This window comes from Pseudomonas sp. P7759 (assembly GCF_013386445.1).
Taxonomy (GTDB): Bacteria; Pseudomonadota; Gammaproteobacteria; order Pseudomonadales; family Pseudomonadaceae; genus Aquipseudomonas; species Aquipseudomonas azotoformans_A.
In genome coordinates this window covers 237,337-254,091 of sequence record NZ_JACART010000006.1, presented here as the reverse complement: position 1 = coordinate 254,091, position 16,755 = coordinate 237,337, and the positions used below count along the sequence as shown (strand labels likewise).

Sequence of the window (16,755 nt, the reverse complement as noted above, 5' to 3'; positions counted from 1 at the left end):
CTGAATAGCGCCTGAACAGACCTGAATATTCCGGTGTTTACCGACCCACGGGCCACACCCATTTCGGGATCAATCGAATGTAAATCAACTCACCCAGCAGTTCGACCAGGGTTTGCAGGATCACCGCCGTCGCCGCCAACCCGCGTACATCCTCCGGAAGCGCCAGCGCCAAGGGCAACACCACCAGCGAATTGCGCGTCGATGCACTGAACGTCACCGCCCTGGCCGTCACCGCTGGCAGCGCAAACAGCCGCGATGCCAGCGCCCCCATCAACGGCGCCAGCAACAGGAAAGCGATGTACACAGGGATCACCGGCAGCAACATATTGATATCCCGTACCACCGAGGTGATTTGCGAGCCGATCACCACAAACAGCACCAGCGCCATCGCTGGCACCGGCATCCACGCCCAGGCGTCATTCCAAGCACTGACGAGCGATGATCGCCGTGCCAGGGAAGTGGTGAACACCGCCAGAATCATCGGCACCACGATCAGCAGGAAGAACGCCTCGATAAACGGCCCCACCTCCACCACCACCTCAGATTGCGAACCGAGCATTACGCTCAGATAGATCGGCAACAACGCCAACTGCAACAACAACAGCACCGGCGTCGCCGCCAGCATCAGCCGCGAATCGCCCTTGCCGATATGGGTAAACACCACCACGTAGTCGATGCACGGGGTCAGCAATACCAGCAACGCTCCTACCATTAGAGCCGGGAGCCCTGCCAGGCCTTGAGTCAATGCCCACGCCAGTAACGGAATGAGGATGAAGTTGGCGAACAGCAACGCTGACAGGAAGCGCTTGTTGCTCAGGCTTTGACGTAGGTCCAGAAAGGGGATTTGCAGGAACATTGCGTACATCAGCACCGCGATGGTGGGTGTGATCAGTGTGCTGACGTGGTGGGCGAATGACGGAGCGAGCAGACCGAAACCGGCCGCCAGCAGCACGACTACGAAGTACAAAGGGATCTGGTTGCGTTCGAGGGTATCGCGGGTCATAAGACAGCTCTATCGGGTCGCAGAGCGCAAGGTTATGCGTCTACTGATCCAACGTCGAGCGACACAAAGAAAAGGGTATCAGGGGTACTCCTGGCGGGCATGTAACACTGTCACTATTTCGATCCAATCCGTGATTCGATACACCACCAAATAGTTAGGATGCACGACAATTTCTCGAGTACCAGGGATTCGGCCCAGACGGTAGAGATACGGATGATCAGGAAGAGCCGTTGTCGCTGCCTCGATGGATTCGCTCAAACTACTGGCTGCCACGGTATTGCGCTCAAGGATATATTCCAGAATGACTCTTAGCTCGGCGCGAGCTTCCGGCCGCCACTCAACCTGCATCTTGCGCTTTTCGCTTCGATTCAATCAGAGCGCGCATCTCTGCCATAACCTGATCATGCGGAATATTTGGACGAGGATCATCAATCGAAGCCTGCACCTTGGCACGGAACCAACGGTCATAGCTGGCAGCCTGCTCTTCAGTTTCAAACTCAGAAACGATGGGAGAAAGTGGGATGCTCATAGAGACCTCCTTAATGGATGCCTGCCAGTCTAATCGGTCCATGGTTTGCTGTCGTTCCTCTCGGATGTATGGCTTTATCAGCGGGTATCGAAGGTTAATGACCCTGCCAGACGCGGTGCAACTACTGGCAAACTGGTGAACTGTTACTAAAAAAATAAGAAACCTATAAAGGCCGAGAACCCAATGAATTTGAACGACGCCTCTTTGCGACTGCCCTCGGCCTCACCTGCGCGCGACCACGGCGAATCCTTCAAGGAGCCCGCCGCCGACGGCCACCTGCTAGGCGGCTTCGCCTGGCGCCACATCAGAACCGATCCCACACGCCCCGTGGTCATCATCAACGCTGCCACCTCCGTGCGCTGCCGCCACTACGCCCGCTTCGCCGACTACCTGTACACCAACGGCTTTGACGTCATCACCTACGACTACCGTGGCATCGGCGAATCCCGCAGCGGCTCATTGCGCGGCTTCAAGGCTTCATGGTCGGACTGGGGCGTGCTGGATTTCGAGGCCATGTTGCAACGCGCGCAACGGGAGTTTCCGGGGCAGCCGATTGATGTGGTCGGCCACAGCTTCGGTGGCTGCGCGGCAGGGCTCGGGGCGTCGGGTGCGGTCATTCGGCGAATGGTGACCGTGGGCGCGCAGTTTGCGTACTGGCGCGATTACGCAGCGAGTGTGCGCTGGCGGATGTTTGCCAAGTGGCATGTGATGATGCCGCTGCTGACCGCACTGTGCGGACACTTTCCCGGTAAGCGCCTGGGCTGGCTGGAAGATACACCGGCGGGCGTGGTGCGGGATTGGAGCACCCCGACGCCCAGATATGAAACCCGCCCCAGCGGACGAGCCCTGGGTGAGTTGCCGTTCAGTCGCGTGAAGGCGCAGATACTGGCTATCAGCATTACCGACGATCCGTTCGGGACCGTCGCCGCCATCGAACGGTTATTGGGTTATTTCGACGGCAGTGAGCGCACTCATTTACGGATAGCGCCTGAGGATATAGGCGAAAAGGTAGTCGGACATTTCGCATTTTTTCGCAGCGAGTATCAGGATCGGTTGTGGCCGATTGCACTGGCGTGGCTTCAAAACGGCCAATTGACTGCAGATACCCTTGGGATTTTCCCCAACCTGCGCTTCAATACCCCACCCAGACCCAAAACCCTAGGACGCTGAGCCCATGGCCTCGCCAAACAAGCAGCAAAAACGTGCCCACCGGGCCAAGGCCAAGGCCAAGCAGAACCGTACCCAGCGCGCCGTCGCGACCAAACCGGATGCGTTTGCCGGCGATGACAGCCGCATTGACCTTGAGTCAGTGGATCTGACCGAGCTGTTCGTAGAGATGCGCACCGCTGGCGAAACCAGCCAGCAGGCCCTGTGCGCGGTATTCCTGGCCCATCCGTTGCTGGCACTGGTGCTGGAGCAGGAAGGCGAAGAAGAAGCCACCGACTTTATCCTCGCGGCGCTGATTGAATATCGCCAGTGGGTTACGGATACCGATGATGAAGCCGCGGCACTGGCGTGGATCGAGTCGCCGGAATTCCAGGCGGATTACGTGGCGGCCTCACAAGCGCTGACCAGCTCGGCTGACTAATTGCACACATAAATAAGGGAGCCAAATGGCTCCCTTATTGTTTTCTTCAACAGATCAATTCAGCACCGCAGCACCCACTCTCTGCGCCTTGCGACGGCTCGCCACAATCAGCCCCGCCGCCACCACCAGCAAGCTCAACACGCCGGTCGCAATGATCTCGACCCGGTGCGCTTCCTGGAACAGCATGATGGTCAGCGTGCCCACGATGAACACCATCACCGCGTAGGTCAGGCCTGGGAACAGCCACATCTTGAAGACAATCTTCTCGCCCGCTGCCGTGCGCTTCTGGCGCATGCGCAGTTGCGACACCGCGATCACCAAGTACACCAGCAACGCAATGGCGCCGGAACTGGCCAGCAGGAACTCGAACACTGCCGCAGGGGCCACGTAGTTGGCGAATACCGCCAGGAACGCCGCGCCAGTCGACAGCAACACCGCCCAGTAAGGCGTGCCGCTCTTGTTGGTGCGCTTGGCCACCGCCGGTGCATCACCGCGACGGCCCAGGGAGAACAGCATGCGCGAAGCGGTGTACAGCGCCGAGTTCAAGCAGCTGGTCACCGCAACCAGTACCACCAGGTCGACGATCAGCTTGGCATTCGGGATGCCCATGCGCTCCAGCACGGTCTGGTAGGAACCTACGGCCGCCAGGGTCGGATCGTTCCATGGCACCAGGGACACCACGATGAAGATCGACAACAGGTAGAACAAACCAATGCGCCAGATCACCGAGTTGGTGGCCTTGGTGATCTGCTGGCCTGGGTTCTTCGATTCAGCTGCCGCGATAGTGACGATCTCGGTGCCCATGAAGGAGAACATGGTGGTCAGGATCGCGGCCAATACCGCGCCCATGCCGTTGGGCATGAAGCCTTGGGTGTCGAACAGGTGCGAAACGCCGCTGACCTGGCTGGTCGGCAGGAAGCCGAAGATCGCGGCCAGGCCGAGGATCACGAAGCCGACGATGGCCACAACCTTGATCAACGCGAACCAGAACTCGAACTCGCCGTAGTTCTTCACGCTAAACAGGTTGGTCGCGGTCAACAGCAAAGTGATAATCAGCGTAAAGGCCCAAATGGCCACGTCCGGGAACCAGGCATGCAGAATGGTCGCTGCCGCGTTGGCTTCCAATGGAATCACCAATACCCAGAACCACCAGTACAACCAGCCGATGGTGAAACCGGCCCAATGGCCGATCGCCCGGTCGGCGTAGGTGGAGAACGAACCGGTGTCCGGCGACGCCACGGCCATTTCGGCCAGCATGCGCATCACCAATACCACCAGCGTGCCCGCTGCGGCATAGGCCAGCAGTACGGCCGGGCCGGCAGCAGCAATCGCGTGGCCGGAGCCAACAAACAAACCGGCACCAATAACGCCGGCAATCGACAGCATGGTGACGTGACGCGGTTTGAGCCCCTGTTCGAGGTCATTGGAGCTTTGCGTACTACTCATTGACACACCTTTACGAGGAATTGCGAAAACGGTCCGCCCGGCCCGGAATCTTTCTCGTGAAAAGAAACCAACAGGGCGTTCTTTATTTTTTACGCAAGATTTGCGCCAAAATGTTACAGAGCCGCGATTGACGCGGGCTGTAGGACGTTTCAACACGACTCGCAAGTCATTGAGAACAATGGCATTCCGCTATAGCGTTACCGTGCGACTCACATTCAAGACGAATAAACGCACCATAAACACACACAAAAAGTACGTGACGCCCTACAAAAGGGCTGATATGCACCGTTTGCCCGGTTAACCCTTCCAACACCCGGCCAAAGCTGGCACCATCGCGCCCTTTTTTACGCGAAGCCTGCGGTTTTTCGGGTTCAAACGGATGTTCGGTTGTTGATGGCGCGACACGCTGCTGTGCCGATGCGACACCCTGCCGCACACCACCTGTTTACCGCCGGCCATGCTGTTGGCTGCCATCAAGACGCTATGCTAGCTTGGCGCCTCGCCAGGAAGGCGGCCCAACAGCAGGATCGCAACGAACACAATGAGGACCCCACATGGCCGAGGCCACGCCCGCGCTTGAAATCCGCAACTTGCATAAACGCTATGGTGAGCTGGAGGTACTTAAAGGTATCTCGCTGACCGCTCGCGACGGCGATGTGATCTCGATCCTGGGTTCCTCCGGTTCCGGCAAGTCCACCTTCCTGCGCTGCATCAACCTGCTGGAAAACCCGCACCAGGGCCAGATCCTGGTGGCTGGCGAAGAACTGAAGCTCAAGGCCGCGAAAAACGGCGAGCTGATGGCCGCCGACGGCAAGCAGATCAACCGCCTGCGCAGCGAAATCGGTTTTGTGTTTCAAAACTTTAACCTGTGGCCGCACATGAGCATCCTCGACAACATCATCGAGGCCCCTCGTCGCGTGCTTGGCCAAAGCAAAGCCGAGGCCATCGAAACGGCCGAAGCCCTGCTGGCCAAGGTCGGCATTGCTGACAAACGCCACGCTTACCCCGCGCAATTGTCCGGCGGCCAGCAACAACGGGCGGCCATTGCGCGCACCCTGGCGATGCAGCCTAAAGTGATCCTGTTCGATGAGCCCACTTCGGCGCTTGACCCGGAAATGGTTCAGGAAGTACTTAATGTGATCCGCGCGCTGGCCGAAGAAGGCCGCACCATGCTGCTGGTCACCCATGAAATGGGCTTCGCCCGCCAGGTGTCCAGTGAAGTGGTGTTCCTGCACCAGGGCCTGGTCGAAGAGCAAGGATCGCCACAGCAGGTGTTTGAAAACCCGCTTTCGGCGCGCTGCAAACAATTCATGTCCAGCAACCGCTAACGGAGCAACATGCATGCAGAACTATAAAAAATTCCTTCTGGCCGCGGCCGTCTCGATGGCGTTCAGCGCCACGGCCATGGCAGAAACCTTGAAAATGGGGATCGAAGCGGCCTACCCGCCGTTCAACAATAAAGACGCCAGCGGCAATGTCGTCGGCTTCGACAAAGACATCGGCGACGCCCTGTGCGCCAAGATGAAAGTCGAGAAGTGCGAAGTGTATGTGTCCGACTGGGACGGCATCATCCCGGCCCTGAACGCCAAGAAGTTCGACTTCCTGGTGTCCTCGCTGTCGATCACCGACGAGCGCAAGCAGGCCGTCGACTTCACCGACCCGTACTACTCCAACAAGCTGCAATTCATCGCGCCTAAAGCCACCGCCGACTTCAAGACCGACAAAGCCTATCTCAAGGGCAAGACAATCGGTGCACAGCGCGCGACCCTGGCCGGTACTTACCTGGAAGACGAACTGCCAGACACCACCGCCAAGCTGTATGACACCCAGGAAAACGCCTACCTCGACCTGACCTCCGGTCGCCTGGATGGCATCCTCGCCGACAAGTACGTGCAGTACGAATGGCTCAAGAGCAAAGACGGTGCGCCCTATGAATTCAAAGGCGACCCGGTTGTAGAAAGCGACAAGATCGGTATCGCCGTACGCAAGGGCGACCCACTGCGCGAACGCCTGAACAAAGCCCTGGCAGAGATCAAGGCAGACGGCACCTACAAGAAGATCAACGACAAGTACTTCCCTTTCAGCATCGAATGATCTGAACGGTATGCCCGGCGCGCTCACTTGAGCGCGTCGGCTTTTTGCAATGCCTGCCGCGATATGAAAACACCATGAATTTCGATCTCTACGGATTCGGCCCGGCGCTCGCCGCTGGCGCGCTGATGACCGTCAAACTGGCGCTCACGGCCCTGTGCCTGGGGCTGCTGCTCGGCCTTGCCGGGGCCTTGGCCAAGACTTCGCCGTACAAGCCGCTGCAATGGGTGGGCGGGGCGTATTCGACCATTGTTCGCGGCATTCCCGAATTGCTGTGGGTACTGCTGATTTATTTTGGCACGGTCAATCTGATGCGTGCCCTGGGTGAGTTCTTCGGTAACCCCGACCTTTCCCTCAGCGCCTTTGCCGCCGGGGTGATCGCCCTGGGCCTGTGCTTTGGCGCCTACGCGACGGAAGTGTTCCGTGGCGCAATCCTCGCCATTCCCAAAGGCCACCGCGAAGCCGGTGTAGCGTTGGGGCTGTCGAAATTCAGGATTTTCACTCGGTTGATCATGCCGCAGATGTGGCGCATAGCCCTGCCGGGCCTGGGCAATCTGTTCATGATCCTGATGAAGGACACCGCACTGGTATCGGTGATCGGCCTGGAAGAAATCATGCGCCATGCGCAGATCGGCGTGACCGTCACCAAGCAGCCATTCACCTTCTTCATGGTCGCCGCCTTCATGTACCTGGGCCTGACCGTGCTAGCCATGACCGGCATGCACTTCCTGGAAAAACGCGCCGCCCGCGGCTTTGCAAGGAGCACCCAATGAGCGGCGACTACAGCTGGCTGGCGCATTTTGACCTGGGCCTGAACTGGGCCGTGATCATCAAGTGGCTGCCAAGATTGGCCCAGGGCGCTACGCTCACGCTGGAGCTGGTCGCCATTGCAGTGATCGCCGGCTTGCTGTTGGCGATCCCGCTGGGTATCGCTCGCTCCTCGCGCCGCTGGTACGTGAGCGCCCTGCCCTACGCCTACATTTTCTTCTTCCGTGGCACGCCCTTGCTGGTGCAGTTGTTCTTGGTCTACTACGGCCTGGCGCAGTTCGATGCGGTGCGCGAAAGCTTCATGTGGCCCTACCTGCGCGACCCGTTCTGGTGTGCCACCGCCACCATGACCTTGCACACGGCCGCCTACATCGCCGAGATCCTGCGCGGCGCGATCCAGGCCATCCCGCCCGGCGAGATTGAAGCGGCGCGGGCCCTGGGCATGTCCAAGCCGAAGACGCTGTTCTACATCATCCTGCCACGCGCCTCGCGCATCGGCCTGCCGGCCTACAGCAACGAAGTGATCCTGATGCTCAAGGCCAGTGCCCTGGCCAGTACCGTCACCCTGCTGGAGTTGACCGGCATGGCGCGGACCATCATCGCCCGTACCTATTTGCCGGTGGAGATCTTCTTCGCCGCCGGCCTGTTCTATTTGTTGATGGCTTACATCCTGGTACGAGCCTTCAAGCTGCTGGAACGCTGGCTGCGCGTCGATGCCTGCCAAGGACGCTGAGGCACGCTTCCAGGCACTGGATGCGTTCCTGATCGAGCACCAAGGGCTGTGGAAACCACGGCCCTTTACGCATCGCCAGCTCTCTTGGGAAACCGAGCATCCGGACCTCGCCCAGTGGCTGCGCCAGCGCTCGCTGGCCGATGCCGAGACCAGTCATAACCAACCCCATGACCTGCTGGCACCGGCACCTTTTCCACAACTCGCTGCGCAAGCTCGCCAGCTCAGCGCTGTGGATAAGTTACCGGCGCAACCCCTCGCACCCGCTCGCCATCGCCTGAACGTCGATGTTCCGGGCCGCAAGTGGGACCAGATCGAAGCCTTCGGCGCCGCACTGCAGTTCAAGCAAGTGCCCACGCACTGGCTGGACTGGTGCGCGGGCAAGGGCCATCTGGGGCGCCGCCTTTTACAAAACGGTCAAGCACTGACCTGCCTGGAGTACGACCCGGCGCTGATCGCGGCAGGCCAGGCCTTGAGTGACCATCACGGCCTGCCGGTCACCCATCGCCTGCAAGACGTAATGGCCGATGTGTCGATCAACCGCGAACACACGCCCGTCGCCTTGCATGCCTGTGGCGATCTGCATGTGCGCTTGCTGCAACTGGCCAGCACTGCTGGCTGCCAACAGCTCGCGCTGGCACCCTGCTGCTTCAACCGCATCAACGCAGACGCCTACCAGCCACTGTCCAATGCAGGCCGCGCATCACGCCTGAAACTGTCGATTGATGACCTCGGCCTGCCGCTGAGCGAAACCGTCACCGCAGGCAAGCGTGTGCGCCTGCAACGGGACACATCCATGGCGCGACGCCTGGGCTTCGATCAACTGCAGCGCGAACTGCGTGGCGTCGACGAGTACCTGCCCACGCCATCCCTGCCCGCCAATTGGCTGGAAAAACCCTTTGCCGACTACTGCCGGGAGCTGGCGCACCTCAAAGGGTTATCCACAGCCGAACAGGATTGGACGGCGCTGGAAGCGTACGGCTGGCGCCGCTTGGCCGAGGTCCGAAACCTGGAATTGATGCGTGGTCTGTTTCGGCGCCCGCTGGAAGTGTGGCTGGTGCTGGATCGGGCCTTGTATCTCGAAGAAAACGGCTACAAGGTCCAGGTAGGCACCTTTTGCGAACCCGCACTGACGCCGCGCAACTTGATGGTGCTTGCCGAGCGCGATTAAGGGGCAGAAATGTCGCCGCGCAGCCTGTGGATAACTCTGTTGATGAATTCTTTACGGGGCCTGTAGCCATCAGCGCTACAGAACATAAACCGAGCTGGTCATTTTTTGTTCACAAAATAAAACGCACGCAAAACAGGCAGTTGCGGCGTGATGAGAACAGCTCCACAAAATGGCTTTTTCGTGACAGGGCCATCCAACCGATTGTGCATAAGCATCTGGCGTTAAGCGTATAAACCGCGCTTTAGGTACGTTTTCCTGGGGCCTTCAGAAACTGGCAGAGGTCGTTGATATCGTCGCCTGCCAGACTCTTCGCCACGCTATCCAATGGGTCGACACCAAAGGCCAAGGCTTCATTGATCGCTACATCGCGGTGCACGTGCAGCGCTTCTTTGCCCAGCCGTTGCTTGAACGCCTCGACCATGTCCAGGCTGAAGGCATTCCTTTCATCCACTTGGTTGATCACCACCTGCACACTGGGCGGGCGCTCACCCTCCAAGTGCGGGGCAAGCAGAACATCCAGATGGTCGAGGGTGCCCAGGCACGCAGCATCGGCCTGCACAATGACCAGGACCACGTCGGCAACACTCAGCGCTTGATGAAAGTAAACGTTGTTACCGGAGGGGGTATCGATGATCACCGTATGCCGCGCGCTCAAGCCCAGGGACGCGAGGCGTTGAGCCAGCCAACGCGGCTCGTGCTTGAGCCAGCGCTCCAGGCTTTCCTGCTGCGGGATATCGATCTCGCCAAAGGTGATCACCTGGCAACCGGCAAAGCTGAGCTGTTGGAGTTGGCTCCATTGCCCATGCTCCAGACTGGTGCGCCCGATGCCCGGCAATGCCGAGCTGACCCCGAAGTGATGTTGCAAGGCGTTCTGCGGGTCCAGGTCCAGCGCCACGACGGACTCGCCCTGGCGCTGCAGACCACTGCTCAGGGCGGTGACCAGAGTGCTGCGGCCAACACCGCCATTGATCGACACCAGCGCTACCACTTTCGGGCTCAAGGCCAAGGCGGGCGCGGGCTGGGCGCTTTCGTTGGCGGCGCCATCGTCCCGGCTGGGAATGCTGCCGAAGAAATGCAAACGCGACGCCATGCCACGCTCATCTTGGCAGACATCCTTGCCGAGCAAGGCTAAAAGACCATCAGTAATGCCCATAACAAACCCCTCATCACGGCGAAGCTCAAAGACGTGAAAAGGTCAGCTGATACGACTGCTTACCGCAGGTCTTTTTGTGGTCGCCCTAGTGCAGGCAGTCTGCTTCAGGACAGCAAAAGTGTCATTATTTTGATGAGTTAGTTGTACATTTTTTAGACAAACGGCAAATCGTCAATTTAATGGCCAGCAATGCTTTGACCCTAGATGCGCTTAATTGATTCGCCCAAGCAAGCTACGACAAAGCCTGCTCAAGTCCTGGCACGCGGCGCTGTTGGTCACCGGATCAAGCGGGTCGCGCCCGTAAGCCTGAGCCTCGATAAACGAGGGATCGCGCTGGATCGTTCCAAGCAGGGCATCCCCCAGGCGTAGCTTGAATACGTCGACCATGTCCTCACTGAACCGATGAGCAAGGTCAACCTGGTTGATCACGTAGAAACGATACGGTGACTGCGCGTGGGCAAGGTATGGGGCAAGCACACTGTCTACTTGAGCCAGGCTACGAAATGACGCGACATCCGCTTGCGCCACCACCAACACCACGTCGGCAACCGACATGGCCTGGCTCAGGTACGCGCTATTGCCCGCCGGCACATCGATGATCACCGTGTCCCTGCCACTCAATTTCATCCCACCCAGGCGCTTGGTCAGAAACTCCAGATCCTGGCCCAGCCAACGATTCAAGCTTTGCTGCTGCACAGGATCTGTTTCACCGAACGCCACCACGCGGCATCCGGCAAAACCACGAACCGGTAGCGCTTGCCAGGTTTTGTTGAGCAGGCTGGTCGCGCCGACACCCGCCATATTCACACCGGGCGCCAGGTGATGACGCAGGGCGTCTTGCGGATCCAGGTCCAGCGCGAGCGCAGGATGACCCTGTCGCTGCAAACCGCTGGCGAGTGCCGCCGTGAGCGTGGTGCGGCCAACCCCACCCTTGGCAGAGACCACCACCACAACCTTGGGCGCCGATGGGTCCGAGTACACTTCGCCCAGCGGGCCTTCCATCAACTCAGGTGGATGAAGATGCTGGGTGGCGCCCTGATTCAACTGATCGAGCAAGCCTTGCAGACCAGGCGAAATCGGCTCATCAACCTGGGGTTGATCAACACGGAGAGTGCCAGTCAGTGCGTCGTATAGTTTGGAAATATCATCTGCGCGACTCACTGTCCTGCTCCCCCCTCTGAGTGTTTGAATAAATAAGGCGCGCATTGTGTGATATCACCTTGATAGTGTCAGTATTTTGATGATTTCAACTAACTTGTTTCAGATGAGTGGCTTGACGCCATTTATATGACTTATTATTTTCACTTTAAATATCAGTCATTTAAGATTATTTAGCGCAATTTCTGATCAACTTATCAAGAATTCAGCCAGATGCGTATTCCCCTGTAGCTACGCAGACGCTTCATACAAAACGAAACAAAACCCGAGTTTCGCGACACACCCCATATACCTCCCGAGCATTCAATAGGACCCACACCCACTGTTGATCTGCACCGAGGACGCAACCATGAACCCCAACAACTGGAACATCTTCATCGCCGCCAGCCTGCTTGCCTTCACCCTCAACGCCCACGCCGACACAAAGCCGAAGCCGGACATCCAACGCATCGTCGCCACCGTGCAGGACAACACCGCCTCCTGCGGCGTGGTCAATGCCCACATGACCTACCTGGACTCCCACGGCCAACAACGCGTACTGAACTACAGCAAATTCGCCGACAACTGCGCAGACGGAAGCTGACAGAAGAAGCCCCGCCACAGCCCTGAAACCGCGCCAGATGAAAAAACCTGCGGATTTGCAAAAATAGTCAGAATTCAGGGGTTTACAGAACCTCGCCAATCGCTATAATCGTCGCCCTAACACGCCGGTATAGCTCAGTTGGTAGAGCAACTGACTTGTAATCAGTAGGTCCCGGGTTCGACTCCTGGTGCCGGCACCATATAAATCAAGGGCTTGCAGCGATGCAGGCCCTTGTTTTTTGCGCTAGACGTAACAAGCGACGTAATAAGCCTTCCCTATGCCCTCCCCTGGCGTGGGTCGCGCTCGTCGGAATGGCCCAGCGGCGGACGTCTCCGCACACAGCAGCGCGCAACTCGGGAAGCCGGCCATACCAGGGCGGATTTTCTAAAATGTGCTAATGCCTGAAAAAAGAGTGATAAAGGTAATATTGCAGTCCGAATCAAGCTGTAAGCCACGGCCGATAAGGCTTTGAGCGGTATTCGGGAAGGGTGATATTTAAGTGATATAGAAGTAATTGTATTACTCTTTTATAAGGTGATATTCCAAACTGACCAAACCCAATGAAACCGGGGGTTTGGCCGGAATATTACTTTTCATATCACTCCATATCACTTCTCAATGTGATATCTGACCCCCAATGAAACCGTGGTCTCCAGCCGATTCCCGATCGTCTCTTGCCCTTATTACTCTTTTAAAAATGGCCACCCTCCACCTGGGAATCCCTCTCATCTATTGGGCGTTTTTCTGCACGGCAGATCTACATCTATAAAGCTCCGAAAAGCTTCCGATGCAGTGTGCACAAATGAAACGGCCCCGAATCGCTAAAACCCACGAAAATCGAGGGCTGTAGCGATATCCCCCTCTACCCGCACGTACGCTGTTGCCGCCTCAAATAGACTCGTCGCGTTTTTGAAAACCCGGGAGTCCGAGCGTTTTCAAATTTTTCGCCCAATGAAACTGGGCATCCCAGCCGATCCCCGTTCGTGCCCGTCCGAGCCAGCGCTTTGCAACACCACTGCATTTCTGTTCAAAATTTTGCAATCTGTGAAATTGCCGATCGCCCGCAGAGCCCCCCGGCCCGCCTGGGCTGCAGGTTTGTTTGCACCGCCTCCCGCTTTGCACAAAAAAAGGACGCAAACCCCGTCGGCGGGAGGGGGATAAGTGCTTTTTCTGAAGGATTTTTCTCGCAGCAGCAAATTTTCTGGCACTGACCTTTTGTCGACCGTATGACCATGCGATTCCGATCATCGCTATACTGTTTGCATATACAGTATTTTGTGACATAGAGAATGTTTCCCATGGAACTACAGGAAGACAACGTCAAGGCACAGTCGCTGGGGGACTGGAAAGCTCTACTGGCGAATAAGGAGGCGCTACTCACGCAACCGGGCGCCCATCACGCGATGCTCCTTAAACGGGCTTATGGCCTGCATCAGGTGCAATTGATTAATCGTGATGAACTTGCGGATTTGCTCGATCTGGCTGACTCGGCTCTTGAGTACGCTTTTGAAGAGTTACTGCACATCCCTGTAGAAAATCGCTAGGGGGTTCCATGCGAGTACTCGTAACCCCGCTACGCGATCGGGGAGTGGCATTGAGCAAAGAGGATCGGCGCCGCTATCCGGCTATCCGAGGCAGCGTCTTGGTGAACGCTGAAACTTGTCAGGAGTTAGGGCGCAGTTCAAACGTCGCGCACCTGGTGTCGGGTATGCCAATGGAGGCGGAACCTCTGCCGCCACTGTTGGACGCAACACTGGCGGGGATGGCTAATACGGGGTTTGTGCTTAGCGGCATCGAATTTATAGACGGTTGCGCTTACGCCCAAACCTGGTGGTGCAGAGAAGCGTGATGTCGGGGTGCCATTGCACCCCGAACTACTACGACATTTCTATGGCTGAAATAATGTTCTGTGCCGTTATCGAGTGACCGGCTACAGATGGATGAATACCGTCGGGAATAAGGGACCGAAGGTCTAGCCCTTCGAACGCTGCATAGTTGTCGATAAAGTCTACACCGCAAATTTTCGCAGCATCCAAAGTCGCAGACCTTACAACATCCATACCAAACAGATACTTGGAAGACTGAATGCTTTCTGGGTTAGCACACATCAATATAACATTCGAAGTTTTTTTAACCTTCGAAACCAGGGCAACAAGATTGTCTGCTAGTAGCTTTTGGGTACTTGGGTTTCTAGATGATTCAATTCGATCGTTTGTTCCAAGCTGGACAAACACAAAGCTATCATCGGGTAGCACCGCATAGTTCACACCGTCACCAGCGGACAGCAAATTACGCGCCATGTAACTTGATGTACTTGCACCGTTGATTCCCTGATTGCTGATTCGCACCTTTTTTTGCGGTGTATTTTCCGAATCATATCTAGAGAATTCAACAATAGATTGCCCACTAGGTGAAGAACGCCAATTGGCAAGCGACACTTGGGATCCAAGCATGTACTTATCGCCAATGTATCGCTTCACATTGTTGACATAGCTTTCACTGGCGAAATTATCCCGTGGATCTGTCAGGGTTCCATTTCTAGGGTTTGGATTTGGTCCCTGGGCGGTGCCGGTGCCCCAGGTGATGGAATCACCGATGAACGTGATCCCAACCAAGGGCGAGCCAGGATCAGCAAGCGCCGCTTTGAGCCTTGCAAGCTGACCACCATTTACATGGAAGCGGCGCTGATCGATCAGCGGCCCAACGACTCTATAGGCCGGGTAAGCTGCGACAAGCGCCGCAAGGGTAAGGAACCGTCTCCTGTTCACGCGTCAATCCATTCTGAAAAGGAGACGATTCTACATTATCAACAGCCTTGGTCAGGAAGACTCCAAAGAGTTGATGACGTTTCGGGCCATCAACGTATAACCAAGTGGGTTCGGGTGCAGGCCGTCATTTGTAATAAGGCTCATATCTGCAATCGACAGAGCAGTATAGTTATCAATCATATCTAAACTCCGAGTGCGGGCTTGGCGATATATCTCACCACGAACATCCTGCATAGTGAACGAATATACGTCAGAACTTTCGTTCGTCGCCGGATTGGCGCACATAAGAATAACACTCGTCATAGGCTGCAAGACATCAAGCAACGCGCTTAAATTCGCTGAAAACTCATTCACCCCTTGTGGAAACAGCGCGCTTTTGATTCGGTCATTTGTTCCAAGCTGACATAGTACATAGTTGTCCTGAGGGCCAACAGCTGAACCGTGCGCATAGGGATTACCCGGCAGGTTATTAGCCTTGTATGTGCGGGTACTTGCGCCATTAATTCCTTGGTTCGAAATACGTATTTTTTTATTGACCCTTATTCCTTCCACTCGAAATATTTTTGTTCCGGACGTCTGACTAACTCTACGCTTAGTTCTCAGCTCTACCTGTTTGTTTCGAATATAGCTAAATGTATGAGTTCGAGTGCGATTATTACCAAAGGTTAAACCGTCTTCTCCCTCACTCGTTGTATACACCCCTAGGGTTATACCATCGACAAATAGTTCATAATCAAGACCGTCACCAGAAACACCGAAATACAAAGTAAAAGAAGTACCGGTAAACGGGAATGAGATTGAATGATAGGAAGTCTGCGCCAAATTCCCATCCGAAAGTTGACGCTGAAAGCCGGTGATCCCTGAAAGGTTTGCAACATCGGTGATAGAAAGTGACACGCCCACGGACTTGGTTGTGAAACTACCCCCACGGGGAAACAGGTCACGTACTACTGAATATTCAACAATTGATTCGCCCGAAGGGCTTGCCGGCCAGTTGGTCAAGACCGGTAATGCGCCGGCAGCGTAATTGGCACCGATATAGCGCTTCACCTGGTTAACCCATGACGGTGTGCCAAAGTAGTCACGGGGGTCGGCGAGGGTGCCATTGCGCGGGTCCGTCGGCGCCTGCTCCCCGGCATTCCCGCTGCCCCAAACGATGGAATCACCGATAATAACGATAGAGGTAAGTTGTTCCAGCGGGTTAGTCAGTGAGTTTTTCAACGCTGCGAGCTGACCACCGTTCTTGTGGAATCGCGGTTGTTGTGGCGACAGGGGGTCGTTCATGGTGACCGCCTGGGTGAACCCGCCAACCTTGAAGGCTCCGTTCACATACGCGTTTTTACTCGGCACTGCCGCAACGACGTATACGGCACCACCCAAGTCCACCCGACGGGCCTTGTTCACCAGTTCAAAGGCCGCGAAGGCGGCGGTATCGTCTGTCACACCGTCGCCCCGGGCGTTAAACGGCGCGTCCTTGGGGATCGGCTCAGCCAAGACCCTGGCGATAGTGTTGGACACATCCAGGCACTGGATATGAATACGGTTATCCCGCGCACCACTGACCACGCGCAGGTCGTACAGCCCGTCTGCTGCAGCAAACTCCACCCGGCCATCTCCAGCCGCCGGGAACGGGTTGGCCAAGTTGCCGCCTGTGGCGTTCTTGAGACCAGTTACCAGCGTTTCCGTACCGCGCTTGTACAGGTAGCAGGTCGCGTTCGGCAGGGCGTTGCCCGCGTCGTCCTGGGCGAAAAAGTTTTTGAGTTCCAA

General features: G+C 56.7%; 18 protein-coding genes and 1 tRNA gene. 11 read left to right on the top strand and 8 right to left on the bottom strand.

Going from position 1 to position 16,755, the window contains the following annotated elements:
* Positions 1 to 37: 37 nt before the first annotated feature.
* The 3 genes from HX823_RS07145 to HX823_RS07135 all read right to left on the bottom strand — a co-directional run bounded on the left by HX823_RS07145 (position 38) and on the right by HX823_RS07135 (position 1,532).
* Complete coding sequence (locus HX823_RS07145; protein WP_177074510.1) at positions 38 to 1,003, bottom strand: arsenic resistance protein; 966 nt, start codon at positions 1,001 to 1,003, stop codon at positions 38 to 40.
* Between the two features lie 78 nt (positions 1,004 to 1,081).
* Entirely contained in the window at positions 1,082 to 1,351 is a 270-nt protein-coding gene (locus tag HX823_RS07140; protein WP_080642320.1) for a type II toxin-antitoxin system RelE/ParE family toxin, read from the bottom strand.
* Positions 1,341 to 1,532, bottom strand: coding sequence for a hypothetical protein (locus tag HX823_RS07135; RefSeq protein ID WP_016979109.1), 192 nt, complete (start codon positions 1,530 to 1,532; stop codon positions 1,341 to 1,343). The genes HX823_RS07140 and HX823_RS07135 overlap by 11 nt, the downstream gene beginning before the upstream one ends.
* Before the next feature lie 183 nt (positions 1,533 to 1,715).
* Between HX823_RS07135 and HX823_RS07130 the strand changes: the two genes are divergently transcribed.
* Both HX823_RS07130 and HX823_RS07125 read left to right on the top strand, forming a co-directional pair.
* Positions 1,716 to 2,702: an alpha/beta fold hydrolase gene (locus HX823_RS07130; RefSeq protein WP_177074509.1), complete on the top strand. Its 987-nt coding sequence runs from the start codon at positions 1,716 to 1,718 to the stop codon at positions 2,700 to 2,702.
* Positions 2,703 to 2,706: 4 nt separating this feature from the next.
* Positions 2,707 to 3,120: a hypothetical protein gene (locus HX823_RS07125; RefSeq protein WP_177074508.1), complete on the top strand. Its 414-nt coding sequence runs from the start codon at positions 2,707 to 2,709 to the stop codon at positions 3,118 to 3,120.
* A gap of 54 nt (positions 3,121 to 3,174) precedes the next feature.
* On the opposite strand, the gene gabP is transcribed toward HX823_RS07125, so the two are convergent.
* A complete protein-coding gene (gabP, locus tag HX823_RS07120; protein WP_033896896.1) occupies positions 3,175 to 4,566 on the bottom strand; it encodes a GABA permease in 1,392 nt (463 codons plus the stop codon).
* A 554-nt stretch (positions 4,567 to 5,120) separates the two neighbouring features.
* Between gabP and HX823_RS07115 the strand changes: the two genes are divergently transcribed.
* The 5 genes from HX823_RS07115 to HX823_RS07095 all read left to right on the top strand — a co-directional run bounded on the left by HX823_RS07115 (position 5,121) and on the right by HX823_RS07095 (position 9,326).
* Entirely contained in the window at positions 5,121 to 5,894 is a 774-nt protein-coding gene (locus HX823_RS07115) for an ABC transporter ATP-binding protein (RefSeq protein WP_016979105.1), read from the top strand.
* Positions 5,895 to 5,907: 13 nt separating this feature from the next.
* Positions 5,908 to 6,660, top strand: a complete 753-nt coding sequence (locus tag HX823_RS07110) for an ABC transporter substrate-binding protein (protein WP_177074507.1) — start codon at positions 5,908 to 5,910, stop codon at positions 6,658 to 6,660.
* Positions 6,661 to 6,734: 74 nt separating this feature from the next.
* Entirely contained in the window at positions 6,735 to 7,430 is a 696-nt protein-coding gene (locus tag HX823_RS07105) for an ABC transporter permease (protein WP_177074506.1), read from the top strand.
* A 38-nt stretch (positions 7,431 to 7,468) separates the two neighbouring features.
* Complete coding sequence (locus tag HX823_RS07100) at positions 7,469 to 8,158, top strand: ABC transporter permease (RefSeq protein WP_038842240.1); 690 nt, start codon at positions 7,469 to 7,471, stop codon at positions 8,156 to 8,158.
* The gene (locus HX823_RS07095; RefSeq protein WP_177074505.1) at positions 8,139 to 9,326 is read left to right on the top strand and encodes a methyltransferase; all 1,188 of its coding nucleotides are present in this window, start codon (positions 8,139 to 8,141) and stop codon (positions 9,324 to 9,326) included. The genes HX823_RS07100 and HX823_RS07095 overlap by 20 nt, the downstream gene beginning before the upstream one ends.
* Before the next feature lie 241 nt (positions 9,327 to 9,567).
* Here the strand turns inward: HX823_RS07095 and bcsQ (HX823_RS07090) are convergent, their stop codons facing one another.
* Together bcsQ (HX823_RS07090) and bcsQ (HX823_RS07085) are read right to left on the bottom strand one after the other, a co-directional pair.
* Entirely contained in the window at positions 9,568 to 10,479 is a 912-nt protein-coding gene (gene bcsQ / locus HX823_RS07090; RefSeq protein ID WP_177074504.1) for a cellulose biosynthesis protein BcsQ, read from the bottom strand.
* Positions 10,480 to 10,689: 210 nt separating this feature from the next.
* Complete coding sequence (gene bcsQ / locus HX823_RS07085; protein WP_371317942.1) at positions 10,690 to 11,640, bottom strand: cellulose biosynthesis protein BcsQ; 951 nt, start codon at positions 11,638 to 11,640, stop codon at positions 10,690 to 10,692.
* A gap of 346 nt (positions 11,641 to 11,986) precedes the next feature.
* Here bcsQ (HX823_RS07085) and HX823_RS07080 point away from each other — a divergent pair, with 346 nt between their 5' ends.
* From HX823_RS07080 to HX823_RS31925, 4 genes are all read left to right on the top strand, one after another.
* On the top strand, positions 11,987 to 12,220 hold the full coding sequence (locus HX823_RS07080) for a DUF2790 domain-containing protein (protein WP_038842052.1): 234 nt from the start codon (positions 11,987 to 11,989) through the stop codon (positions 12,218 to 12,220).
* Positions 12,221 to 12,343: 123 nt separating this feature from the next.
* A tRNA-Thr gene (locus tag HX823_RS07075) sits at positions 12,344 to 12,419 on the top strand.
* Positions 12,420 to 13,518: 1,099 nt separating this feature from the next.
* The gene (locus HX823_RS07070) at positions 13,519 to 13,764 is read left to right on the top strand and encodes a hypothetical protein (protein WP_177074503.1); all 246 of its coding nucleotides are present in this window, start codon (positions 13,519 to 13,521) and stop codon (positions 13,762 to 13,764) included.
* Between the two features lie 8 nt (positions 13,765 to 13,772).
* A complete protein-coding gene (locus tag HX823_RS31925) occupies positions 13,773 to 14,069 on the top strand; it encodes a hypothetical protein (protein WP_256350018.1) in 297 nt (98 codons plus the stop codon).
* A gap of 28 nt (positions 14,070 to 14,097) precedes the next feature.
* Here the strand turns inward: HX823_RS31925 and HX823_RS07065 are convergent, their stop codons facing one another.
* Positions 14,098 to 14,988: an SGNH/GDSL hydrolase family protein gene (locus HX823_RS07065; protein WP_177074502.1), complete on the bottom strand. Its 891-nt coding sequence runs from the start codon at positions 14,986 to 14,988 to the stop codon at positions 14,098 to 14,100.
* Positions 14,989 to 15,039: 51 nt separating this feature from the next.
* Positions 15,040 to 16,755, bottom strand: coding sequence for a GDSL-type esterase/lipase family protein (locus tag HX823_RS07060; protein ID WP_177074501.1), 1,716 nt, complete (start codon positions 16,753 to 16,755; stop codon positions 15,040 to 15,042).